This window comes from Nostoc sp. JL34, assembly GCF_017114945.1.
Classification (GTDB): domain Bacteria; phylum Cyanobacteriota; class Cyanobacteriia; order Cyanobacteriales; family Nostocaceae; genus Nostoc.
The window spans coordinates 13,711-35,367 of the sequence record NZ_JABXKQ010000010.1 but is presented as its reverse complement, the minus strand read 5'-3'; the positions used below and the strand labels follow the sequence as shown (position 1 = coordinate 35,367).

At 42.0% G+C, this 21,657-nt stretch carries 23 protein-coding genes and 1 pseudogene; 10 read left to right on the top strand and 14 right to left on the bottom strand.

The genetic code is table 11. The features are described 5' to 3' along the window. The first annotated feature begins 188 nt into the window (after positions 1-188). Entirely contained in the window at positions 189-1,181 is a 993-nt protein-coding gene (locus HWQ44_RS00780; RefSeq protein WP_292713625.1) for a tyrosine-type recombinase/integrase, read from the top strand. Between the two features lie 217 nt (positions 1,182-1,398). Here HWQ44_RS00780 and HWQ44_RS00775 read toward each other — a convergent pair whose 3' ends face one another. Both HWQ44_RS00775 and HWQ44_RS00770 read right to left on the bottom strand, forming a co-directional pair. Further along, on the bottom strand, positions 1,399-2,304 hold the full coding sequence (locus tag HWQ44_RS00775) for a hypothetical protein (protein WP_292713623.1): 906 nt from the start codon (positions 2,302-2,304) through the stop codon (positions 1,399-1,401). Positions 2,305-2,420: 116 nt separating this feature from the next. Next, positions 2,421-2,510, bottom strand: a complete 90-nt coding sequence (locus HWQ44_RS00770; RefSeq protein WP_292713630.1) for a hypothetical protein — start codon at positions 2,508-2,510, stop codon at positions 2,421-2,423. Positions 2,511-2,675: 165 nt separating this feature from the next. On the opposite strand from HWQ44_RS00770, the gene HWQ44_RS00765 reads away from it, so the two are divergent. Beyond that, a complete protein-coding gene (locus HWQ44_RS00765) occupies positions 2,676-3,089 on the top strand; it encodes a KGK domain-containing protein (protein ID WP_292713621.1) in 414 nt (137 codons plus the stop codon). Between the two features lie 242 nt (positions 3,090-3,331). Here HWQ44_RS00765 and HWQ44_RS00760 read toward each other — a convergent pair whose 3' ends face one another. After that, a complete protein-coding gene (locus tag HWQ44_RS00760) occupies positions 3,332-4,183 on the bottom strand; it encodes a LuxR C-terminal-related transcriptional regulator (RefSeq protein WP_292713619.1) in 852 nt (283 codons plus the stop codon). 100 nt (positions 4,184-4,283) lie between these two features. On the opposite strand from HWQ44_RS00760, the gene HWQ44_RS00755 reads away from it, so the two are divergent. After that, positions 4,284-4,535: a hypothetical protein gene (locus tag HWQ44_RS00755; RefSeq protein WP_185587698.1), complete on the top strand. Its 252-nt coding sequence runs from the start codon at positions 4,284-4,286 to the stop codon at positions 4,533-4,535. A 466-nt stretch (positions 4,536-5,001) separates the two neighbouring features. Further along, positions 5,002-5,223, top strand: a complete 222-nt coding sequence (locus tag HWQ44_RS00750) for a hypothetical protein (RefSeq protein WP_185607425.1) — start codon at positions 5,002-5,004, stop codon at positions 5,221-5,223. Between the two features lie 335 nt (positions 5,224-5,558). On the opposite strand, the gene HWQ44_RS00745 is transcribed toward HWQ44_RS00750, so the two are convergent. Together HWQ44_RS00745 and mobC are read right to left on the bottom strand one after the other, a co-directional pair. Then, a complete protein-coding gene (locus HWQ44_RS00745) occupies positions 5,559-7,091 on the bottom strand; it encodes a relaxase/mobilization nuclease domain-containing protein (protein ID WP_292713614.1) in 1,533 nt (510 codons plus the stop codon). Beyond that, complete coding sequence (gene mobC / locus HWQ44_RS00740) at positions 7,072-7,518, bottom strand: plasmid mobilization relaxosome protein MobC (protein WP_292713612.1); 447 nt, start codon at positions 7,516-7,518, stop codon at positions 7,072-7,074. Before mobC ends, HWQ44_RS00745 begins: the two co-directional genes overlap by 20 nt. Positions 7,519-8,136: 618 nt before the next feature. Between mobC and HWQ44_RS00735 the strand changes: the two genes are divergently transcribed. Both HWQ44_RS00735 and HWQ44_RS00730 read left to right on the top strand, forming a co-directional pair. Beyond that, entirely contained in the window at positions 8,137-8,640 is a 504-nt protein-coding gene (locus HWQ44_RS00735; protein WP_292713610.1) for a hypothetical protein, read from the top strand. A gap of 8 nt (positions 8,641-8,648) precedes the next feature. Next, entirely contained in the window at positions 8,649-9,455 is an 807-nt protein-coding gene (locus HWQ44_RS00730) for a hypothetical protein (RefSeq protein WP_292713608.1), read from the top strand. Between the two features lie 187 nt (positions 9,456-9,642). On the opposite strand, the gene HWQ44_RS00725 is transcribed toward HWQ44_RS00730, so the two are convergent. Further along, a complete protein-coding gene (locus HWQ44_RS00725; RefSeq protein ID WP_292713606.1) occupies positions 9,643-10,281 on the bottom strand; it encodes a hypothetical protein in 639 nt (212 codons plus the stop codon). 845 nt (positions 10,282-11,126) lie between these two features. On the opposite strand from HWQ44_RS00725, the gene HWQ44_RS00715 reads away from it, so the two are divergent. After that, the gene (locus HWQ44_RS00715) at positions 11,127-11,369 is read left to right on the top strand and encodes a hypothetical protein (protein ID WP_292713602.1); all 243 of its coding nucleotides are present in this window, start codon (positions 11,127-11,129) and stop codon (positions 11,367-11,369) included. Here HWQ44_RS00715 and HWQ44_RS00710 read toward each other — a convergent pair. The 4 genes from HWQ44_RS00710 to HWQ44_RS00695 all read right to left on the bottom strand — a co-directional run bounded on the left by HWQ44_RS00710 (position 11,309) and on the right by HWQ44_RS00695 (position 16,641). Then, on the bottom strand, positions 11,309-14,857 hold the full coding sequence (locus tag HWQ44_RS00710) for a PriCT-2 domain-containing protein (protein WP_292713601.1): 3,549 nt from the start codon (positions 14,855-14,857) through the stop codon (positions 11,309-11,311). The genes HWQ44_RS00715 and HWQ44_RS00710 overlap by 61 nt on opposite strands. Before the next feature lie 272 nt (positions 14,858-15,129). Next, positions 15,130-15,855, bottom strand: a complete 726-nt coding sequence (locus tag HWQ44_RS00705; RefSeq protein ID WP_223278440.1) for a hypothetical protein — start codon at positions 15,853-15,855, stop codon at positions 15,130-15,132. Positions 15,856-15,947: 92 nt separating this feature from the next. Then, positions 15,948-16,187 carry a hypothetical protein gene (locus tag HWQ44_RS00700; RefSeq protein WP_114084606.1) on the bottom strand — a complete coding sequence of 80 codons (240 nt, stop codon included), beginning with the start codon at positions 16,185-16,187 and terminating at the stop codon, positions 15,948-15,950. Between the two features lie 214 nt (positions 16,188-16,401). Further along, on the bottom strand, positions 16,402-16,641 hold the full coding sequence (locus HWQ44_RS00695) for a helix-turn-helix transcriptional regulator (protein WP_109013574.1): 240 nt from the start codon (positions 16,639-16,641) through the stop codon (positions 16,402-16,404). A 133-nt stretch (positions 16,642-16,774) separates the two neighbouring features. Between HWQ44_RS00695 and HWQ44_RS00690 the strand changes: the two genes are divergently transcribed. The 3 genes and pseudogenes from HWQ44_RS00690 to HWQ44_RS00680 form a co-directional block, all read left to right on the top strand. After that, positions 16,775-17,632 carry a tyrosine-type recombinase/integrase gene (locus HWQ44_RS00690; protein WP_292713594.1) on the top strand — a complete coding sequence of 286 codons (858 nt, stop codon included), beginning with the start codon at positions 16,775-16,777 and terminating at the stop codon, positions 17,630-17,632. Positions 17,633-17,858: 226 nt separating this feature from the next. After that, positions 17,859-18,506 (top strand): hypothetical protein, encoded by a 648-nt coding sequence (locus HWQ44_RS00685; RefSeq protein ID WP_292713592.1) that lies wholly within the window; start codon positions 17,859-17,861, stop codon positions 18,504-18,506. A gap of 142 nt (positions 18,507-18,648) precedes the next feature. Continuing rightward, positions 18,649-18,801: pseudogene (locus HWQ44_RS00680) on the top strand (DUF1016 N-terminal domain-containing protein); the annotation flags it as partial. A 38-nt stretch (positions 18,802-18,839) separates the two neighbouring features. On the opposite strand, the gene HWQ44_RS00675 reads toward HWQ44_RS00680, so the two are convergent. From HWQ44_RS00675 to HWQ44_RS00660, 4 genes are read right to left on the bottom strand one after another with little or no spacing between them, the layout of a single operon-like run. Beyond that, positions 18,840-19,286: an HNH endonuclease gene (locus HWQ44_RS00675; protein ID WP_366931334.1), complete on the bottom strand. Its 447-nt coding sequence runs from the start codon at positions 19,284-19,286 to the stop codon at positions 18,840-18,842. Positions 19,287-19,298: 12 nt separating this feature from the next. Next, positions 19,299-19,577 carry a hypothetical protein gene (locus HWQ44_RS00670; RefSeq protein WP_292713587.1) on the bottom strand — a complete coding sequence of 93 codons (279 nt, stop codon included), beginning with the start codon at positions 19,575-19,577 and terminating at the stop codon, positions 19,299-19,301. Next, the gene (locus HWQ44_RS00665; protein ID WP_292713585.1) at positions 19,574-20,560 is read right to left on the bottom strand and encodes a pentapeptide repeat-containing protein; all 987 of its coding nucleotides are present in this window, start codon (positions 20,558-20,560) and stop codon (positions 19,574-19,576) included. The genes HWQ44_RS00670 and HWQ44_RS00665 overlap by 4 nt, the downstream gene beginning before the upstream one ends. Before the next feature lie 55 nt (positions 20,561-20,615). Continuing rightward, positions 20,616-21,656 (bottom strand): hypothetical protein, encoded by a 1,041-nt coding sequence (locus tag HWQ44_RS00660; protein WP_292713583.1) that lies wholly within the window; start codon positions 21,654-21,656, stop codon positions 20,616-20,618. Between the last annotated feature and the right edge of the window lies 1 nt (position 21,657).

The window sequence follows — 21,657 nt, the reverse complement described above, 5'->3', positions numbered from 1 at the left end:
TGTCATTTTGGAATCTCCCTTAGTTTTTATTAGTAAATAAGATGCGTTTGCCCTGCCTTCCCCCCCCCCTTGTTGGGAGATAGTGCGACAATAGACGTTTTCGCACCACTGGAAGCAAAAAACACACCTCTTCAACTAAGATATAGCTTGAGTATTAAACTTCCTAAATCTCTGCTGCGCTATCACCAATGACATCGATCCATCCTGAAAATCTTAGTGTTCTAGAAAACTCACTGGCGTTAGCGATCGGGGAGGACTTTTCTCTAGAGAATGACCCCGATGTTATCCAGCAGTTGATTGGTGATAAGCGCAGTGAGAACACTAAGCGCGAATACCAAAAAGACCTAAAAGATTTCTTCCTGTTTGTCGTTAAGAAAGAACCCAGCCGGGACTTAGTTCTAGAGTTTCTTCACCTGGAACAACGTCACGCCGTTGCTGTGGTTCTCAAGTACAAAGCGCACCTGATTAAGAAAAAACTGGCTGAAGCTACGGTGAATCGTCGCCTCAGTGCTATCAAGTCAATGGTTGAGATGGGGCGACGGCTGGGAGTCTGCAATTTCTCCCTGGATGATGTCAAAGGTGAAAAGGTCGAAACCTACCGTGACACAATGGGCATTCCAGCCGAGGACTATGCTTTAGTGATAGCGTTGGTTGACCGCACTACCCTTAAGGGCAAGCGCGATTATGCCATTATGCGGTTACTTTGGGATAATGGCTTGCGTCGTCAGGAGATAGTCAATCTAAATGTGCATGACTTCAACGCCAAGGAAAAAACTCTTGCAATCCTGGGTAAAGGCAAGGGTAGCCAGAAAGAAATTCTTGACCTATCGGAAAGAACTACCGACGCAATCTCCAGTTGGATTAAGGCAAGTAAGAAAAAACGGGGTTTAGACCCGCTTTTTACGGTGCTGGCATACCACAAGAATGGAAATAGATTAACCGGGGAAGCAATCAGGCGACTGGTGGATGGACTATGTAAGCAAGCCGGAATTACTAAAAAGATGTCACCCCATCGCATTCGCCACAGTGCGATTACTACAGTATTGGATCTGAATAATGGTAACTACCGCGCTACCCAGCGTTTCAGCAGACACGCCCAAGTGCAAACTGTTTTGAAGTACGACGATAACCGCCAGCGTTTGCAAAAGCAGATGAGCGATTCAATATCAGAATTGATTTAGGAAATAAGGGTAAACTTAAAATTTAAAGAATTATTAATAGTCGCTTGTGCAAGTTTAATTCCAACAATTTCAAGCCTTGCATAACGATTTGCTTTGCTCCAATTCGGACTTTGGCCGCTTTGCAGCGATATGTGGGTGTCACCAAAAAGTAAAAGTAGAATTTCTCGGCTCAACATCCCATTTATTCTCTGCAACAAAGTATTAGATGGCGATATGCTTAGTTTTGACTTTTTTGACTAAATCCTCGAATAACCGGGATATTACGGGGTTTACCTAAAATATCCATTGCTGGATATGAAGTAACTATATTCTCTGCTGTACTGCTGAACCCAGGAATTATCAATTGAGTACCTCCTTGCACTGTGTAGTGTCTGCGAAACTCACAGACAGCCATACCTGCCTTGTTCTCAATCAAACAGAGCAAAGACAGACAAGGGAACTTGTTTGCTCCCTTTTGCTCAACGCGAAATTTCTGAATTTTATCCGCTTGAGGACGAAAAGTTTTTTCAATTAATGTATTTAAACTATTTCTCGGTTCACCAGCATAGATAGTTACTTCTAATGGCTTCCAATTGATAAGTCCACAAGCAGCATCAATGATTTCCAAGTCGCTATTTGTTCCCATGTAGAGGAAGATGCCATATTTTCTCAAGGTTCCAATGGCATCACCGTCTTTATTAATGAGAAAAGTGATTGCTGTATCAAAGAAACCTGTGTTAATCAAACGCATTGCTTCTGCTGCAAGTTCACGGTTATTAAGTACAGGCTGATAGTTTCCAAAATCATCCGGTTCTATAGGAACCTTAAGAGTAAAACATCCTAATTTCAAATCTTTAGAAGCTAATGTTTGTGTTTGCTTAGACGCAATATCATACACTGTCATTCCAATATAATTGACACGATTCATTAGGATGGTTGGGTGTTCTCCTTGATAAATCTGTCCAGTCTCTATTAACCAATCGTGAATAGCTGGTATTAGTCCTGCTGTTCCTTGAGATAAATATAAATTAACAAAATGTGAATAATCAGGCTCTACATCTAATTGGACATGCTTGTTATTTTTTTGCCACCAAGGTTTTCCAAAGTTTGTATCGAGTTGCCTACGACGCTTCGCTTCTCCCATGTGTCTAACCTCACTCTACTGCTCTTTGGATGTCTCGCACCACTTGCTCTGCCTATCATGTAGTGTTCCCAAGCCAGAGAGGATTATTACGAGTGTTGAAATTTGCGATCGCTCCCTCACGCCGCCCAATCCCTACACAAAAATTCTGCCTGTTGCAGCACCGTCGCCTTCTCCTGCTTGTCTGGTGGATAGCCATACTTTCGCAGCAGACGCTTGACTAACCTTTGCAGATTAGCCTTAACCTCTGTTTCACAGTCCAGTCATTTAGAGATTTATAGTTTTTGGCATTGTATAGGGAATACTAAAATTTAGATTCCTTGTTAAACAAGACTGATATTTCTCAACTTGGCTATTACTAATAACTCTTAAATATGAATAAGAAATTTACACCTTTAGTCTGTGATGATGATGTCCTTCTTTTTGAAAAAGATACATTTAAAATCAGTAGGTTCAAAGAATTGATATCTACAGACATAAATAATAAGTTAAGTCAAAGTATTCACGATCATCAAACTCGACAACCGCAACGTTCAGTTGATAGTTCATTCTTACAAATCTCTATTGGTCAGGAGCGTCTCGAATTAAATGAAATTGAATTTAAATCTTCTATAAAAGCTTGCCAGATTCTCAGAGTTGGTGGTAAAGCTTGGCAGAAAGGGAAACTGAAAATTCAAATAATTAAATCAATTATCAATCAGAAGCCAGCTACCGTTTGTTTAGAATTTTGTCCAGATGAACCTGATGAGCATGAATCGCCTTTAAATGATCTTCGGAAAATGATATAGCTCAATGCAGATTCCTAACAATAACGGCATCACCGTGCCAAAACGGGAAAATTGTACGCTAAGGCTAAAAGCCTTGTCCAGCAAGCATCTTAGCCCCTCGGTTTTCTACAGCACCCGTGAGCGGCTGTTTACCCTCAATTGATTGGTGCAGAGTACTACCAATACTCTGCACCATCTCCCAAGACTAATTCGAGTCAAAAGTGATAAATGCAGGTATGCCATTTGCTCAAAACAAATAATTTTTATAGCGTTGAGGTTAGCATCAGTTCCTTAGAGTACAATTTTCCCGTTTTGGCACAGTGATGCCAATAATACCGAAGAGAAACATCAGCTTCACGTAGGCGATCGCGGCTGGTAATCAGCGTCAATGACTGCAAACTTAGATCGGTTAAAACTCGTAACAACTCTACATAGCGGCGATGAGGCTTAATCAACTTACAATTTTCATCTAATGCGGGTTCAAGATTATCAATTAAAACTCCAATTCTTTCAGTCTGAAGTTTTTGGCGAAAGCGTTCGAGAGATACGCCAAACTCCCTTCCTGGTTCTTCATTAAGTTGGCGTAGTCGTTCCTCAAGTAGGCTTTCAATGGGAGTAATATTTTCGGTTTCTTTGGCAATGGGAAACTCTATATAAAAACCAAATTTTTGCTGAAGATAATTTCTGGCTAAAGTTGTCTTTCCGACACCACCTTTTGCTTGAATCAGGATAACTTTTGCACCTTGGCTATCGAAGTCGTTGAGATGTGCGATCGCTCTTTCACGCCCAACAAAATTCTTATCTGGTACGCTTTTTTTAGTTCTCTGTTCTAATATTGCGGTTTCTATAGGAGTTTTACTCACTACGAAATCTGGCTTGTACCTCTGAAAAAGAGCAATCAAATCAGCACGTTTTGAGTAGCGTTGATCTGGGAACTCATTTTTCAAACCAAACTCCTCACAGATGTCTCTGATGTGTTGTCTTACCGTTGCTTTAGTAATATTTAGGGATTTGGCGATCGCTTCATCTGTCTCTCCAGCCAAAAACTTGATCAATACTTCCCGTCGTCTGTGTGTTAACTCGTTGAATGCTTTGTCGAACTGTCCTTTACTCATATTTTTATGCTAGTTCCCGGCCGCTTCACAAGCGTTTAGTGGACTTGTTTATTAAGACTCACAGCTTTGTGCATTTGGTGTTTATTCCACGAGTGCAACTATGAAATTAAGCCGATATCGGTTTAGCAAAGCAACAACAAAGCAACAAACCACTAATTTGCTCAAAATTATCTCAAACACCAAGAGGCAAAAAGTAATGATTAGTTCCGAAAAGATTTCCACCGTCATAGCCGTCATCGGGTTGAGTATCCAGTTTTCCGGGTTATGTATTCAGTTTACTAGATCTTTCGACCCACCGAAGTTAAATACAGTACAAGCATCAATAGTTCAAACATCCTCTGAAACTAAATAAAGCAACAGCGATATACAGAGGGTTTCAAGCAAACAGAACATACAAATGAACTCCAAAAGCCACTTTGCTAGCTGTACTCAAGTTTTGAAGTTTTTCAATTCCGAATATCTAACTCTTAAAAAAGGCAGAGACCATGAACACTAATCTAAATAATAGCTACAATCTCCTATTTAAGTGGAGTTGTAAGGGACTGAAATATTTTCTGCTGACTTTGTTTGGTTTTGTAATCGCATATGTGATTTCTAAAGTGTTTAGATGTGACACAATTGTTCAGATACTTTTATCTCCTTTTGTCTGGGAATGGCTTTTCCGAATTGCAGTACTTATCTTATGTGTTTTTGGAATCGCCATAATCTATGAGTCTACTCGTTAATTTTCTATGGAGATTTCTTAACCAATGCTATATTCGATGAGATTACCATTCCGACTAACTCAGCAACTTGGAGAAATATATTTTATAAAAAGTATGAGTGTTCAAGGCAACACAGCTTTTATCCCAATTGCAATCAGCACTATCTCCTTGATTTACTTCTTGACAACTTCTGCAAAAGTGCCAATTCATGTAACTCTAGCCAACCATACTTTTACTTTAAAAATTATGGTTGAAATTCATCCCGATAAATGCATACCTAAGGCAGGGAATCACCCCTTGGACTCGGCTACAAAATGGGATATTCTGATTCACTGAGTTTTCACGGCAGATATCTCCAAGCTATTCTCCATCTGGCTTCGGAAGTATTCACTCTTTGCATATAAATTTCCACAAGCTCTAAGGTTTCAAGAACCAATGCTTCAAGTTCATTGACGACTACAACAGCTTTGTTACGAAACAAGCCTTCGAGACGGAAGGCAAGATTAAGTCTTACTTTCTTTGATTTAAAAACTCGTTGCGCTCTCGGCGGCGATAGTGGAGTGGCTCTTGCGGGCTTGTGGATCTAGTTAGCCCAACCAATAATTTCTCTGCCCGTAAGAGCCACCGACTCCGAGAGCGAAGCGGTCACGAGTTCGTCGGCTCAACACGACTTACCGACTAAAACCACGATCCTGCTGTAAGAGCTTTTGTTGCTCCTCCCTGAGATGAGCTTCTAATTCCTGACTCCAATCAGGATTATGGGTTTTGAGCCTTTTACCCTGTGGCAACAATTCTAATACTGCACTAGCTGCGTTATTCCCTTCTTGATCATTATTGAATGCTACGACAACCCTATTGAAACTCTTGAGAAATTCCATAGGTAGGTTATTCGGGTCATCAGCTACCATCAACATGGTTCTAGTTGGTGGTAGCCCTTTGCAACTTGAGATCAGATAGGTGGCTGCTGACATCGCATCAATTGGTGTAGAACACAAAAAGACATTTTCTACCTTGTCCGTTGGTTGCCCTCCCAATCTCAGATAAAACCAACCATTTGCTGTAGAGGTGTTTTGGTCGTACTCCACAGCACGATGACTTTGCCTTGGCTTTGACCAAATTAATGCGCCAGTTTTTTCACCATCTAAATCACGCTTGATAAACAAAATATTTCGCTGCTCATCCATGTAAAGCAACTGATTACCATGTAATCCTTGCACAATATAATCTGGTATATAGCGTTTCTCGCTTAAGTACTTGTGCAACACTTGCCAAACAACTTTATCCTCTGGTGGTGGGGTGAACTGAGGCTGTTGTTGTTTGCGTTCAATCTCTTGAAGAAACTTTTCTAACTGCTCAATTGGAAGTGGTTTAGCAGGTTTGAGCAGCAATTCATGAATAGGTTCATCATCACGTTCTGGTTGGTAGTCAACGCCAAGATGTTTTTGTAAACCGGGGAAGGTGTAAGCTGCACCTAACTGTGTGCCACTACAAGCTTGCCCATCTTTCTCATAAGAAATGCCTTTAGACTTCCCATTTCTGGTAAATCCTGTTCTTACACTAATGCCAGCTTGCTGCAACCGCATGATCAGCGTTGGCATTTGAGGATTATCAACTCCGGCTCTGTCAATTGTCTGCTGAACTGACTCTTTGATGATGCGTTGTGGAGGAGAGTCACGTTGTCCCTGTGAAAATTCTTCTTGCTCTCGCCTTATACGCCTGATTTGTCCGGTGCTGGGTGTACGTTGAAGCTTCTCTCTACTACCTTGCACTTGCACCAAATTATAGTCAATTTCAATTTGTCGCAGCACTTTCTCAGAGCGTACATAATCCCAGGAATCATGCACTACTAGCCCTGTATCCATCCTGATGCGGCTGGCGGCGATGTGGATATGGTCGTCATCGGTGTTGTGGTGGCGGAAGATGGCAAACTGATTTGCATCAAAACCCATTTCCTTCATGTAGCGATCGCCAATCTCGCTCCACTTCTCATCATCTAAAAAATCACCCTTAGCTGCTGACAGTGAGACATGGTAAACAACTCGGTCTGCATCAGAATTTAGTTGTCGAGACAGCTTAAACTCCCGCGCCAATTCACGGGCATTTCTCCCGCTCATGTTGCCGCCGATTAGTTTAGCATCTTCGCGTGATTCCAAATAATCCAACAGCTTGCGAAAACCTCTGCCCTTAGTCTGCTTCCCAATCATCGTCTGACTCTTCCTCTTCCGAATCTTCATCATCAACATCATCCGAGGCAATGTCTCGTCTGCACTGATGCAGCAGTTCTAAAAGTTCTCGTAACAGTTCTGGTTTTGCTGGTGGAGTTCGCCCCATTAATATAGCTGTGTTTGTAGCTTTAACAAGCTGGTTGAGGTTGTTCCCGATTTGTCCTAACTCCCAATATGTTTGCAAGCTAATTTTACTTAGTCGTTTGGGCAATGGACGCATCAACGCATTACGCCTCATTAGTTCACTTGCTGACATCCCCGCATCAAGTGATTTTATTCGCAGCAGATCCAATTCGATATCACTTAACCTCACTGGAAAAATATGCTTTCGGACTAGAGCTTTTGACTGCTTGCGATTCGCCATAATTCGAGAAAATATCGGGACATTGCGAGGGGGGTTTTTCAAGGGGGGCTTCCCCACTTGAACCAGTCTGCCGTTCGAGCGCAGCGAGACAAAGCGTAAGCTTTGAGGCATGGCTGGCTTCAAGCCCATTTACGGGGGTAGCGAAGTGTCGAGTGATACGGATGTACGGAGGGGGCAGCAGGGGGCTGAAGGCAGGAGTATAAAGGCGTAGCCGTGCTGCTAATCATCCTACAACTTACAAGGGGGGATAGCAACGGCGTAGCCGGAATTTGAATCAAATCAAGCAGGAGATAAATTCTGGTTCGGCGTAGCCACCATAGAGGAGATAAAAACAGCGAAGCTGCTATATGAAAACTCTCTGATTCAGCGTAGCTGCTACACAATATAATAGTCCGGCGTAGCCGCAATACTAAAAAATAATTCAGCGTAGCTGTTTTAAGTAAAATTCTCTGATTCAGCGTAGCTGTAATAGTCAGATTTCTTAGCATTAGCGTGAATCAGACTACCAGCGAAGCTGCCACACTAAAAAATCTAAGGCGTAGCCGTCAAACTGAAAGCGCGATTCGGCGTAGCCGCAATCGTCAATTTTTTTTAGGATTTTGAATCAGATTTTTTCAAATAGCCGATAATTATCAGTTAATCGGGATTCACGACATAACCATGAGTGAGCATCAGAATTCAGAAGTGATTACGAAAGAGAAGATTGATAAGGCCATCAATCTGCTGAAGGAGCAAAAGCCAAAAGAACGAGAAGATGTATCGGATAGAGAGGCCATCAGGAAAATGAGACGGTACATTGAAAAGCTGACCTCTAATAAGTACGGCTACAGTTATGAAGAAGTATCGGAGATGCTGAAGGGTCTGGGTATTAATTTGACTGGTAGCAGAATCAAATATTTAATCGGTGAGTTGAAGAAAAGCAGTCGTCGCCGTGATCAGGCATCTGATAACGGCGATAGTAGTATTTCAGTTCAGGGGGCTACTGAAAATCAGCAGGCAGTTGTTGAAAGCAGCGAAGCTGAAGAAGCACCTGTAAAAAGTATGAAGGGCAAGAGTAAAAAACAACAGCCAGCAACGCAGGAACCAGAAGCGAAATCAGAACCAACCAGAGAACCAAACAGGTCTGCTTTTGTGCCAAAGATTTACAAGGATGACGAAATCTAAGTTGGTTTATGAGTAAAACAACTACTCCTCACAAAAAAAAAGCAGCAGTTAATAAAAGAATAGTGCTGTGTACCAGTGAAAAGGGAGGCACAGGTAAAAGTATTGTGGCTAGGTTTCTTTTAGATATGTACTTAGCAAACTTGATTCATGTTGTAGCGTATGACTGCGACTCGAATAATCCGCAACTGTGGAGACACTATAACTCTTCAGTGCCAGGGGGCGTAAGAACAATCAAATTTAATCAACATGGATTCAGCGAGATTTTAAAAAAGGATTTATCGTCATCAAATCCTGTTGTAGCTTTAGTGGATCTGCCGTCTGGAGTGGGGGAATATTTTCAGGATTTTGTTCAAGAGATGGAATCAGCAAGCCTGGGCTACCGCATCACTATGGTATCGGTACTAGGCAGGGGGAAAGACAACATCATTCAACTAAAACGGTTAATAGAAACCTGCGGTAATCAGGTTGATTATGTAGTAGTGAAGAATTTGTATTGGGGTGAAGACGACGAAGAGAAAAGGTTCATCTTTTACGAACAATCTAAAACCAGAAAATCTGTCTTGGAGTTAGGAGCAATCGAATTAAAGTTTCTGCGTCTTGTTGATTGGGTCTACGAAGCAATAGATGCTCAAGATTTAACTTTTACAGAAGCAGTAAACCACGAGACATTAACTATCAGCAAGCAAGCCAGATTATCTATATGGATACCAACGCAGGAGTCAGAGTTGATTAAAGGTGGCTCACTTTTGAGACTTGAAGAGGCACAACCCAGAGATAGGGACACTTTAAGGAAAGTAATTATTGAAAACGTGTAACTAATTCTGATAAAGCTATTTTCAATCCATTTGAAAAAATTACGGTTGATTTTAGTTTTTTCAAATGGATAGGCTGGGGATCACAGAGCTAAATCTTCTAACTAAACTTGGTCTCTGTTACAATATTTATTGTATAATTTTTAACTGTTTAGTTACTACAGAATTCAGAGCTTCGGTCTAATTATGCTTATTTAGAGCTATCAACCATTGATTTGCCATTTAATAGTTCAGTAGGTTCAGAAACTAATTGGTTTAATGTTTCTTTATTAGAAGGAGTGTTATTGGCTGAATTATCAGCAGAGTTTACCTGGTTTGGCTCTAAATTGGTTGTAATTTCTTTATGATCATGTTTTTGAGACACTAAATGGGCTGTTTCCGTAACTTTGCCATTTTCATCTGTCTCTTTTTGCACTAAAAGTTCAGCCCTTGAGTTGTGTCCTTCTTTTTCGGATACTGTGCTTGTTATTCGCCTTGCCATGCTTTCCATTAAATTAATTCCAGCAAAACCAGCAGCAACAGAAAGTGAGAATAACTTAGCCTGATCCTCAACAGGTGGCCATTGTGGCTGGTTAGCAGAAGTAGTTGCTGGAATTTTTAAATTAAATAATGGAACTGCTATAAAAAATATTGAGATGCTTGCAGTAGCGCCAATTATCATATTACCTAAAATTCCAAGAGGAACTAATCTAGCTCCATTATTCTTGGTACGTAAAAAAGGAACTCTAACTTCGTATGAGTTGTTCTCATTATTCTGAGCTATTCCAGAGGCGAAACCACCGCAAGAACCGCCAAAGGCCATCAATAAAAGTAAGCTAATGTAATCCATATAATTTGTCTAAAGGAGATTAAATTATTAAGAATGAGCAACAAGAAATGAGGAATTAACAAAGCCTAAAAATAACTTTTTCACTTTGCAATGAAAAGTCAGGTATCTAGGCGAATCCACATATTTTAAATTTTGTCCTTAATAGCTACAAGGTGAAAATGCTAATTCCGTAAAAAGTATTATTTAGAATTTAAATAAGTAGAACAGCTTCAATAATTGACGCTATGTCATTGCGAATGAAACGTTCGCGGTAGCGTCTCGTAGAGAAGTGTAATGAAGCAATCGCAATGTTTATGTCGATTTTACATTTTGTAACATAGCTAGGTTTATTTTCACCGACTTACTTACACTCCATTATTAGTGGTGTGAAAAGGCATACTGAACGGGACGCTCACTCCATGATTAAATACCCAATCATGAAAGAGAGCATCTTTTATTACTACCGCTATTAAGACTATCTAATAGCAGGAGTAATATTTTTTCAAACGTAGCCCAGCCGTAGAAGCATTACAATTCTCAAAGCTTTAGTTTAATTAGACTGATGACGTTCACCTATTCTCTATACCCAGATAATTGGTCAGAAATTGCCACGGACGTTAAGCAACAAGCCCAGTGGCGTTGTCAAAAGTGCGGGTTACACTGCATCCCGCCTGGTGAAAAAACATCACATCTAACACGCTCAAAACGCAGGGTGTACACCCTACAGGTTCATCATTGGGACAGAAATCCAGCAAATAACCACAGAGGCAACCTTATAGCTCTTTGTAGTGCTTGTCACCTTTTATACCATAGAGGTGGGAAATCAAATGTTTCACCGGGGCAGCTATCTTTGTGGTAAATAAGTCATGGATGATGATACTCAAGAACTAATCGCAATTCAGCAAGAACTCTCAGGAATCAGCTCACGCCTGAGAAAGATTTTTCCGTCAACTCATCCCCAATTTGACAACGTGTTTGAAGACGTGGGTGCAGTTGGATATTACATCCGCGAAGCAGGTTATCGTCTGGAATCAGTTCTTATGACTGTTCAAGGTGATAGCGCAGGTTCTGCGAGTGACCCAGAGATTGAAGAAACTGAAATTGAATAAACTTCAGTAGGCAGACAACTCAGTACAATCATCAGCAAGTCAGCCCTAACTTGGGGCGTGCAGAAATTCAAAACTCGCCGCATCGCCCTAGTACCAAGAACTTCGGCAACTTCCGCCACCCCCTCTAACAGGTGATCTGGTAATGACTCCGATTCAGCAATCAACATCGGGAAGTATGTACGGGCTAGCCACTTTTCATCGTCGTCTAAGTCAGCTAAATTTTTATTACTACCGCTATTAAGACTATCTAATAGCAAGAGTAATAATTTTTTAAAGTGCTGCCAGCCCCCCCATCTCTGGGTAAATCGGCTCACCCAAGCTTGGGAGATTTCAGCAATTTTAGCGATCGCGGGTTGGGTAATTTTCTGTTTTGACTGCCAAAGCTGCGTTAATGCGTTGACAATGGCGTGGCCTGTTTGCTGGTCGCGGCTACCAGCTTCAATGCAGAAGTCGCAGGCATCAACAACCTCTAATTTAACTCCTGGTAATTCACTCACGAGGAAATTGAGGTCATAGTCAGCGCAGAAGTAGAATGTTAGCTCCACATTGGGGCGACGATGAGCGCGTAATCGCCCAATCTCTTGGATGATTTCTGCACGGATCAGGTCTGTGAGATACTTTTGGAAAGCGCTGTTTTTATCTTCCAGGTTGACTGGTTCCCCAGTCATCACCTGATATTGTGCGGCTAAAACACCGATGTTCTGGTAAGGAATGCCAAAAGAAGCGATCGCATCACACTCACTAAACCTGTTAACACCACGCCCATCGACAAAGTGACCATATTCTGTGTGGCCCTCAGCTTGGGTTGCAATCTGTTTCCAATCGATAATGCCAAGGTTGGGGCAGAGTTTTTTCAAGGTTTCTTTGAGGGCATTAACACGAGCGCTAAGTGGAAGAGAGCGATTTTTGGGCAGTTTACCCAGCCCAGTAACGTTGACCACTTTTAAATTGTCGTAGTCTGGGCGTTGTTGCTCAATGACTAACACAGGCTCATTGATGCCCAGTTTCAATTTCAATTGCTGGGATTTGAAAGTGGCATCAAGATAAATATTAAATTTGGCAGAGTGGGCCAATTCAGTATGTTTGGGATTTCGGCGGTGAATGCTGAGTACACCCCATTGAGATTGAAAACTACCATCACCTTTCCAAGCTTCGAGAAAGTCAGGCAACCAGTAATTAGGCAAGTCAAGAAACTCCCTCCCGGCTGTTCGTGCGCTGTCTTTAACTACCTTTTTGGCAGCATAACGAGCCGCAGCACTTTTTTTGAGTTGTTTATCTTGGGTAATATCAATTGAATCCAAGTCCTCTAAGAAAGTCAAATCAGGTTCTACAGTTTGCTGAATCGCTTCGATATCTAAGCCTGTGGGGAAAGCCGGCAGCAGCGCACGGATGCTGGCATCATCAAACCCGTAGCGGTCAGTGGGTTTAAGTTGTTGAGTTAACAGTTCGTGTAAAACTTTTAGTGCAGGTTGCAGCTGTGATAGAAGATTTGGTTCTAACAGTAGCAGCTTGCCTATGGTGGTTTCAAAATCGCTGAGGTTCACATCAACCGAACGCACGGGCTTGATAAGTGTGCCTGCTTCTTCCCATAACCGCCCAACGGTGAAAGTTTGGTCAGCAGCGTTAGTTAAGGTGACAGGGGTAGAGTCTGGGTGCGCTCTGAGTTCGGAGTAATTTTGAATAACTGTACGTTTTTGAAAGCGGAATCCAAAACCGTCACCACTAGCGAAACGGCACTGATTTTTAAGGGAACAACCGCCACAGATGGGACTAATACCGCTCTCTTCAAAATCAAGGCTGCTAAAATTCTTGTTACGAAATGCGTTAAATAAGTAAGTTCTGTGACAATTGCCATCAGTGTCAGCAGTCTCACCCGCTTTAGTCCACAGTTTAAAGTCCTCACCTGTAGGAGTTTTGCGGGTGGGATCTAGTTTAAAGCCGTTGTGCCGCACTGGTAAGTCAACAAAATTCGTCTCAATGGGCAGTGTGGATGGGTTTCTGTGGTTGGCATCCTGGTAAATTAGTTTATCAAGACCGAATAAGGTCGCTGTCAGTTGCCCAGCGTTGTAAGACTTGCCCAGTCCTGGGTGAGAATTATCTAAGATTTGTGTCCAGCCCTTGGATACAGCTTCCACCCATGCGGTGATATGTTCTTCTGGCTGGCAGGAGATAGAGATATTGCCTGTAACTTCAGTTATGTACGGGATATTGCCGGGCTTGTAAATAATTACATTGGGCGAAGGCGTGTCAATTTCGGGTAAGGGCAATGGTTGTGGTGGGGCTTTAAATCCTTTAAATATCGAACTAAATGGAGCGATCGCTTGCTTTAATAAATTTTGGAAGCTGCTCAAGTCCTCTCTGACTCGCCCAAGCTCCCACTCTTCACGGCTAATTACTCCTTTGTTGCCGAGGTTGGGTTCATACTGCCGTTTAGGGAAGCGAAAACCATACTGTTTGGCAATGTGAAACAGTGTTCCGATTGAGATTCCTCCACGCCTAAAACTGCGAATCTTAGCGTGAATGTTCCAAGTTGAGCCTTTGATACTGGGCGACCACTGTTCTGCTATGATTTCCGCTTCTGATGCCCCATAATAGTTAACCAGCGCCATCAACACCTGACGGCATTCGTCATAATTGCCGCTTCCTGGGGTACGTGGTGGGATGAATGAAAGCGCGTTCTGGATAAGCTGGTCAATATCCCAGCCTTCAGCGAGGGAAATCTCACGCCACTCTTTACGCCGTGACTCAATTTCTTGAATTCTTTGCTGATACTCAATCCGTTCCTGTTGCGCGATCGCAATCGCTTCCTGAATCCATTCTGCTGGTAAAGTGGCTTCAGGGTTGACCAGGGGAAATTCTGCCTCTGTGCTGCCGTAAAATACACGACTTGCATCTTTACAAGCTGGGTCATGGGGCAACTGCTGCATGAGGAAGCGTGTACAAGCTTCTACAGTATCAGCACCCTGAACATATTCGGGGAGAAGGAAAACCAACCGGAATTTATGCCATTCTGGTTTATGACTGGCAGTGGTGTAAATTAAAGCACAGTGTTTTTTAATGAAGGGATGCGCTAAGGCTTCTGAGATCGTTAATTGGTGATCGTAAACTTTGATATAATTGCCGTTAGCGTCCTTAATCGGCTTGCCTTCTGCATCACGGGCGACATCGGAATTATCAATGTCGAGGAGCAACCATTGAGAACCGATGACATTAGCCTTACTGCGCCATTTCCCACCCAACAATCCGGCACAGATGGCGTGACCTGCTTTAATGTGGTGCTGAACATCGGCTAGAGTGCCCTCTACATCAATGAAGTTACCGGCCAGCTTCTTAAAGTCCCAGTCTTTGTTTGTGCCAGTAGCGTTAAACGCGAACTTGATTATCCGACTCTCAATCAACTCAAGTTTTGTCTTTGCAGCAGAAAAAGTTTCTGATTGGCCTGCTGATTGCGCCGATACTGAGTTATGAGATTGTTGTAATGGTGACATGAAATATTCCTCCTGAAGTGTGTTGGAGGAATTGGAGCTATCCCGAAAGTAATCTTCTAATACAAACGTTCAGAAATGTAAAAACAGAAAAATCCTAAACTGCTCTTTCTGTCTGGATTGCTGGTGTTACAATGGCTTAACACCTTGAAAGGTTTGATAAGATTACTATTAGGGATATTAATTAGGCGGCAAACCCAATTCCCCAATTCCAAGTGAATAAAAATCAGAAAACCTCGGTATCCCAACGGGACACGGGGTTTTCACCTTTTAGCCTATCTGTACTTGGCTAACCAAGCCCTGACAAACTCGGTTACTTCCTCCTCTTGAATAACAAAGGCAGTACCTTTTCTCCTGAGAGCCAGAATTTTCATACTTCCCACCTCCGAATAAAGATGTTCATTGTGAGTATTAGCCGCCTTGGTAGGAGGCCATAAGACCAAAACTTTTGCTGTGGGAGTCTTTTGAGCTTCACGGGAAGACATCAAAAACTTATCTCTGTTCTTGTTGAGCCACTTCTCGTAATCTGCTAACTCCACAAGTGGGCAGGGTTGCCACAGTTTTAGTCCATTTTTGTCTTTGCGCTTGACTTGTAAAACCTCTCTAGCTTCGTTGTAGACAATTTCTCTATCTCCTTTTGACCGAATGGAGATAAACAGGTGAGTTGTTCGTGGAAATCTAATAAACAAGTCGATAGGGTTGTTGTCTTCTACGGGAATTACCGGGAAGACTTGTACATCTAGGCTTTTAAACTCATCAAAAAGTAAGGTTCCTAATTTTTCCAACCGCGCAAGTTTTTGAGTTACCACCAACGGCTTGTAAGCCAATCCAAAAAGAACCCAGCCAGCCGGATGAATTATGCCTCCTGTAGCCAGCGCAGCAGCACCAGCCGCTAGAGCTTGAGTGGACGCATAATCTTTCGCCTCCCTAATTTTTTCAAACGCCGCTTCGTTGTGCAGTGGGAGTTGAAAATCGCTTGTTAGGTCTTTCACTGTTAACATTGGCGACATCAAAAAATAATGATGTGAAATAGTACTAGCTGCTCGATTTTGCCTTACGGGGCTAACGTGCCTATGAGTTTACACCTCCTGATTCAGGCTACATCTTTCACTGTAAAACCTTTGCTACACCACTGAACTAGCAGCCATCTATCAGATTCTTTGTCTAAAGCTGGCTTTAGTCGAAAAGCAAAAAAATCTTCCCAAGCCTCTATACCGTGTTTTGTAACGAATTGTTTTTCAACTTCTTTAAAGCGTTCCCAGTTACGATCCGCGATCGCGGTCAGCATTGGGATTAATTCGCTTACTGGTATCTGAGTAGTTGTTTCACTCATCTGGGTGTCCCTCAAAAATACAAATAATTGGTAAAGGTTCTATCTTGGTATCAACAACTTTAACTAATCGTATTCCCCTTTTTCTGCCTATCCTTTTGCAGTGTTGCTCTGAAGCAGCAGGCAGCCAATATCTAGTCTCAGCTAGTGGGTCAAATTTGCCCTCAACACGCTCTATACCGTCGTTTGCCTGATTTCCCTCGGTCAGATTCCCTCCTTATTTTGTTTTTTGTACGCGATCGCTGACTTCTTCTGGTGGAACCCACTCGATTAACTCGCTAGGCTGAACGCGATAAGTGTCACAAATTTTGTTCATCGCGGTTACGTGTGGTACTTGCCAGGGATTGTCATACAAAGCGTAAACTGTGGTTGCAGATAGCCCTGTATCTTTTCTGAACTGATAACGGGTAATGCCCCTATCATCAACAAACTGCTTGATTTTATTCCTAACTGGCATCAATAACAAGTAACTGATATTAACAGCTAATTATGTTGCAGTTTATCAGCATTTGAAAGATACCATTCGGTTGATAGCTAGGTTTACTTGAAATTATCAGTTGGTTTCTACTCATCACACACCTGCCCCTTGTATGAGAACGCTGACGGAATTGGTAGAAGAATGGTTGGACGTGCATCATGGTAAAACAAGGGCTTCGTATCACAATACCATTCGCAAGTTCTTAACTTTTACCTCGGTGGAAGCGATCGCTGAGATTCAGATCCGTCATGTTCGGGAATGGTTGGATTTCCTGCAAGAGGCAGACACGACCAAGGTTAAGCATCTCAACATTCTCAAGGCGTTTTTTTCCTATGTGACCAGTTTGGAGAAACCGCCGATTTCTCGCAGTCCGATCCCCAAGCAGTTCAAGTTGCCCAAGCCGAAAGATACCTTGGTGGAGCGTATTCTTACACCGTCGGATGTGGATGCGATGATTGCAGCGACAACTGACAAGCGCAATCGGTTAATTTTAAAAACTTTGTATTTAACAGGGATTCGGGTGTCTGAGTTGTGCGGGTTGCGGTGGAAGGATGCGATTGCTTCTCGCGGTGGCGGTGGGCAGATTAATTTTTATGGCAAGGGTGGGCGGACTCGCCGAGTCCACGTCCCCCAGTCGCTATGGGTGGAGTTGATGTCACTGCGCTCTGAAGCGTTGAAGGATGCGCCTGTGTTTGCCAGTGCTACGGGCAGACCCTTGGCCCCTTCCCACATTGACCGAGTGGTGAAAAGGGCGGCGGCAGCAGCAGAATTAGAGAATGCCATGAATGTTTCAGCGCACTGGTTTAGGCACAGTCATGCTACCCACGCATTAGATGAAGGTGTTCCGGTGCATTTGGTTCAGGCTACTTTGGGGCATACAAGTTTGGATACCACGAGTAAATATCTGCACGTTAGCCCTGATAGGAGTTCTGGGGAAGTTTTAGTTAAGCGATGGTCTGAGCCATTTTAATTGGGGTAGTGTGAAGGTAGCTACGACCAAAATTTCTCTAATGCTATACTTTGGCGAAATGCAAAAATCAACTCCTTAACTTTCCCTAACTTATCCTCATCGACTCCTAGAAATTTTACTAATAGAGTGAAAGTGTTCAAGAAAAACCGATAGGTCAAAGCCAAAACAAGCAGACCTTTCAGAAAATCTTGAAACAATTATTAGTGAAAAGAAGGAGCAATTTATTATGAAAAAATCTACTTTTGTCAAAGCAACAATGGGTGCTGTCTTATTGTTAACAACAGGTATATTCAGTGTTACCAATGTTAATTCGAGTCAGGCACATTCAGCAAACCAAAAACTCAGGTATGGACAAACATACAAGCTCGTTAATGGTTACGACAATTGGCAAGGAGGTTATTTAGACACGCGGGGAAGAGGCTGTTCTGAGAATCTGCTGTGTGTTTCTACTGCCAACAACCCCAACAGAGATAACGGTAGTGGGTCTTGGAAGATTCTATCAAAAACTGGCAAAACAGGAGTTGTTGAGTCGCTCGATGACGTTTACCTGCAAAATCAATATGAGCAAGGTGCTGGTGGTTACTTAGACACGCGGGGAAGAAACTGTTCTGAGAATCTGCTGTGTGTCTCTACAGCCAACAACCCCAACAGAGATAGTGGTAGCGGAACCTGGAAAATAATTTCTAAAAACAAATCTTCAGATGACTTACGTGAAGGTCAGCCTGTTCAACTTGTGAATGGTTATGGTAATGGTCAAGGAGGTTACTTAGATACCAGAGGCAGAAGTTGTAATGAAAATTTGTTGTGTGTCTCAACGGCTGCTGGCGCAGATAGAGATAGTGGTAGCGGAACTTGGAAATTTATTAAGCAGTAAATGGGTTGCGGTGGGCAGATTAATGTTTATGTTTGGGTGGGCGCACTCGCCGAGTTCACGTCCTCCAGTCGCTATGGGTGGAGTTAATGGCACTGCGCTCTGAAGCGTTGAAGGATGCACCTGTGTTTGCCAGGAGTTCCCGGAGATAAAGGGCTTTTCCCGTTCAAACCTGCTTTATATGCGGGCTTTCGCGTCAGCCTATCCTGACGATCAATTTGTCCAGCAGGCTGCTGGACAAATTCCCTGGTTTCATAACTGCGTTTTGCTGGATCGCGTTTTAAATTTTCAGCTTTGAATTGGTTGCACACTCAGGCGATAAGCCATTTTAAATTTTCAATTTTGAATTGGGTCATCTGGTGGTGGATGCCGCCCAATTTCTCTATCAGCAGCGCGAATATTAATTATTCTGGCTCGGTTGAATGCTAATGCTGCGACTGTGGCGCGTCCTGTAGGTGTCAAGCCGATAATGGAGAGTGTATCTGTTGACCAGATAAAGTGTTCTGGCCAACTATCAGTGCGAGGATTAAATAAGGGTACTTCTGATAACGACTGTTCATCAAAGGCTTTAAGTTTATCGGATTTTTGGCGATTACAATGAAAACACGCCAAAGCTAAATTATCAATTGAATTAGCACCACCTTTGGTAAGAGGAATTACATGGTCTACAGTGAAGGAAACATATTGCCATTGTTCCGATGCGTGACAATATTCGCACAGAAACTTGGCTCGTTGTCGTACTTGATTTTGAGTAGATTCGCTAATGTAACGATTCACAGACAAATCTCTGATTCCCTATAATTCACTTTGGTTTTGAGTTAGCGATGAATTTCTGAGCATCCGATTCACCAAACTCAGATAATCGTCTAATTCTTCATATTCATCTAATTCTTTTTCTTCCTCTGAAGTCAGTGTAGATTCTTTTTGCTTAATTAATAAGGCTTCAATTCGCCCCTGTACTAAGCTGGAAGCTCGAAATATTGGCACTCCTTCTACTAGCTCGATGCGGACAGCACCATCTAATGGTAAACTGTTGGGCAAGTGTGACAATTTCATAGGTAAATTGGTTGTCATGGCATTAACCGAGGAGATAAACCTAGCTGTTCACAGAAAATCTTACTGTACTCTGCTGTTTCCCAATTTTGGGCAGATTTAACTTGTTCTACAGTTAAACCTTTAACGTTCCAAAAATTAGCTCCTTGTATATTGGCGTTATTAAGTTTTGCTCCTTCAAGGTTAGCATCTCCAAACTTTGCTCCGTTCAAATTTGCTCTTTTAAAGTTGGCATTTTTAAGGATTGCTCCACGAAAACTAGCCTCTGTAAAATCAGATTCTTCAAGATTAGCTGACTGAAGATTAACACCCCAAAGAATTGCTTTTGACAGTTTTACTTGTTGAAGAGAAACATGAGGAGCAATCAAGTATGCTCCTGCTGCCACCGCGTTGAAACCTATTGGAAACTTGGTGTCTTCATCATATAAAACTTCTCTGAGGTCGGTACTTTCCAATTTAGCTTTTAGAAGAGAAGCACCATAAAGTCTAGCTCTATAAAGGTCAGCTTTGCTGAGATTAGCCTCATCAAGTATTGCTCCTGTCAAATCAGCCCCTGTGAGATTAGCTCCCACTAAATCTGCTCCAGTTAAGTCAATACGTTTTAAATCAGCATTTGGAGCATCTATATTTCGCAGAGAAACACTGTCACTTGCTAATTCTTCCAGAGCAATTTTTCTAGCATAGCTAGTAACTGTACCAGAAGCAGCAGATGCATCGATTGCTTTCCAGTACTCAAAATGTGACCTTTTTCTTTCAGCTTGAATCCTTTCTTCTCGTTTTGGGAGTTCAAGTAGGAAAACCGTTACACCTATCAGCACACCCAGTTTACTAAGAGCATCAAGTATCTTGATAAAACCCAAATTTGAAAGCCAGTTAGCAATTGGGTCGGAAAAAAACAAGGTAATTATCAAAACTATCAAAGCACTAAGCCAAACAGCCCAAAGTAAAAGTCGCTTTAGCCATAATAATGATTTGACTTTCTGCTTTGATTGATTGCTTCTCAAGATTATTTAGCCTTCTGCTGTCTACGTGCTTAATATAACAAGATGTAGTCAAAAATTACTTGCTCCAAACTGTCGGTGAGATAATTTTAGCTGACTTGTCATCTAAATAGAAATTGTAAACAGGCTCTCCTGATAATTCACAGCGAAGCGGCTCAAGAATTTTAGTGAACGGATTCCAAACTGCTGTTACAGTCCGTTTTACTTTCTTTCGTTGCAACTCACACTGAATATGTACCGTAGGGAGATGGATAATCATTGCACTGTGCAACCAAGCTTCTACACTCATTGCATAACGCTCTTGGATATCTAACAATTTTCTCTCTAACTCTCGATTAGTGGCTTCAATTCGTGCTAATTCTTTGTCTTGTTCATCACCAATCAATTTTTTTAACTCAATCTTATTGCGGATCGAGTCGCTAATCGTGTTGTAATAACAAGTGAGCCTTTCTTCATCCCTAGCTCTAGCTCTTGTTAATTTAGCCTGCCAATTATCTAGAGATTTTCCAATTAATATTGCACTTTGATGTTCGATTAACCTCAACAACTCTTCAATTGGCATCGCCAATGGTGTCTCTTGATGCTCCACAGTCATTAGGTCAGACTCCCAAAACAAAGCATCCCCAATTTCTACTGGTGTTACTCCTGTTATTTCATTGATAATGAACGAAACTAAACCAATCCTTTTTTCGGAAGCATTCGCTGTATAAGCCACATTACACAAGATGTAACGAGTAATTTCTGGTTTAGCATCTAAAAAACGAATTAAGCCATTTTGAGGTGCGAGTCTCTCCAATAAAATTTTCTCAAAGCCTGTGTTTTTAAGATGTCCATCGATTTTAACACCCAACGCACTAATAAGTCCTTTAACAGCTAATAGTTCAGATAGCTTATTTAAGACTTCTGAATGATAAGTAACAAAAACACTTTGGGGTACATCAGCAATAGTTGTAAAAGTAACTTCTTCTGGAAGCGAAAGCAGCGATGCTATATTTTCAGTCAACAACACATTCAAAATGTGTTCACCAGCAGGTTCTGCTATCCCATCATGGAGAGAAACAATTTTTTCTAAAGTAGCAATAATTGGGTCTGATAACATA

What these genes read in the sequence shown, in the direction of transcription:
- HWQ44_RS00780 (WP_292713625.1), top strand. Translation starts at nt 189, where the DNA reads ATGACATCGATCCATCCTGAAAATCTTAGTGTTCTAGAAAACTCACTG.
- HWQ44_RS00775 (WP_292713623.1), bottom strand. Translation starts at nt 2,304, where the DNA reads ATGGGAGAAGCGAAGCGTCGTAGGCAACTCGATACAAACTTTGGAAAA.
- HWQ44_RS00765 (WP_292713621.1), top strand. Translation starts at nt 2,676, where the DNA reads ATGAATAAGAAATTTACACCTTTAGTCTGTGATGATGATGTCCTTCTT.
- HWQ44_RS00760 (WP_292713619.1), bottom strand. Translation starts at nt 4,183, where the DNA reads ATGAGTAAAGGACAGTTCGACAAAGCATTCAACGAGTTAACACACAGA.
- HWQ44_RS00755 (WP_185587698.1), top strand. Translation starts at nt 4,284, where the DNA reads ATGAAATTAAGCCGATATCGGTTTAGCAAAGCAACAACAAAGCAACAA.
- HWQ44_RS00750 (WP_185607425.1), top strand. Translation starts at nt 5,002, where the DNA reads ATGAGTGTTCAAGGCAACACAGCTTTTATCCCAATTGCAATCAGCACT.
- HWQ44_RS00745 (WP_292713614.1), bottom strand. Translation starts at nt 7,091, where the DNA reads ATGATTGGGAAGCAGACTAAGGGCAGAGGTTTTCGCAAGCTGTTGGAT.
- HWQ44_RS00735 (WP_292713610.1), top strand. Translation starts at nt 8,137, where the DNA reads ATGAGTGAGCATCAGAATTCAGAAGTGATTACGAAAGAGAAGATTGAT.
- HWQ44_RS00730 (WP_292713608.1), top strand. Translation starts at nt 8,649, where the DNA reads ATGAGTAAAACAACTACTCCTCACAAAAAAAAAGCAGCAGTTAATAAA.
- HWQ44_RS00725 (WP_292713606.1), bottom strand. Translation starts at nt 10,281, where the DNA reads ATGGATTACATTAGCTTACTTTTATTGATGGCCTTTGGCGGTTCTTGC.
- HWQ44_RS00715 (WP_292713602.1), top strand. Translation starts at nt 11,127, where the DNA reads ATGGATGATGATACTCAAGAACTAATCGCAATTCAGCAAGAACTCTCA.
- HWQ44_RS00710 (WP_292713601.1), bottom strand. Translation starts at nt 14,857, where the DNA reads ATGTCACCATTACAACAATCTCATAACTCAGTATCGGCGCAATCAGCA.
- HWQ44_RS00705 (WP_223278440.1), bottom strand. Translation starts at nt 15,855, where the DNA reads ATGTTAACAGTGAAAGACCTAACAAGCGATTTTCAACTCCCACTGCAC.
- HWQ44_RS00700 (WP_114084606.1), bottom strand. Translation starts at nt 16,187, where the DNA reads ATGAGTGAAACAACTACTCAGATACCAGTAAGCGAATTAATCCCAATG.
- HWQ44_RS00695 (WP_109013574.1), bottom strand. Translation starts at nt 16,641, where the DNA reads ATGCCAGTTAGGAATAAAATCAAGCAGTTTGTTGATGATAGGGGCATT.
- HWQ44_RS00690 (WP_292713594.1), top strand. Translation starts at nt 16,775, where the DNA reads ATGAGAACGCTGACGGAATTGGTAGAAGAATGGTTGGACGTGCATCAT.
- HWQ44_RS00685 (WP_292713592.1), top strand. Translation starts at nt 17,859, where the DNA reads ATGAAAAAATCTACTTTTGTCAAAGCAACAATGGGTGCTGTCTTATTG.
- HWQ44_RS00670 (WP_292713587.1), bottom strand. Translation starts at nt 19,577, where the DNA reads ATGACAACCAATTTACCTATGAAATTGTCACACTTGCCCAACAGTTTA.
- HWQ44_RS00660 (WP_292713583.1), bottom strand. Translation starts at nt 21,656, where the DNA reads ATGTTATCAGACCCAATTATTGCTACTTTAGAAAAAATTGTTTCTCTC.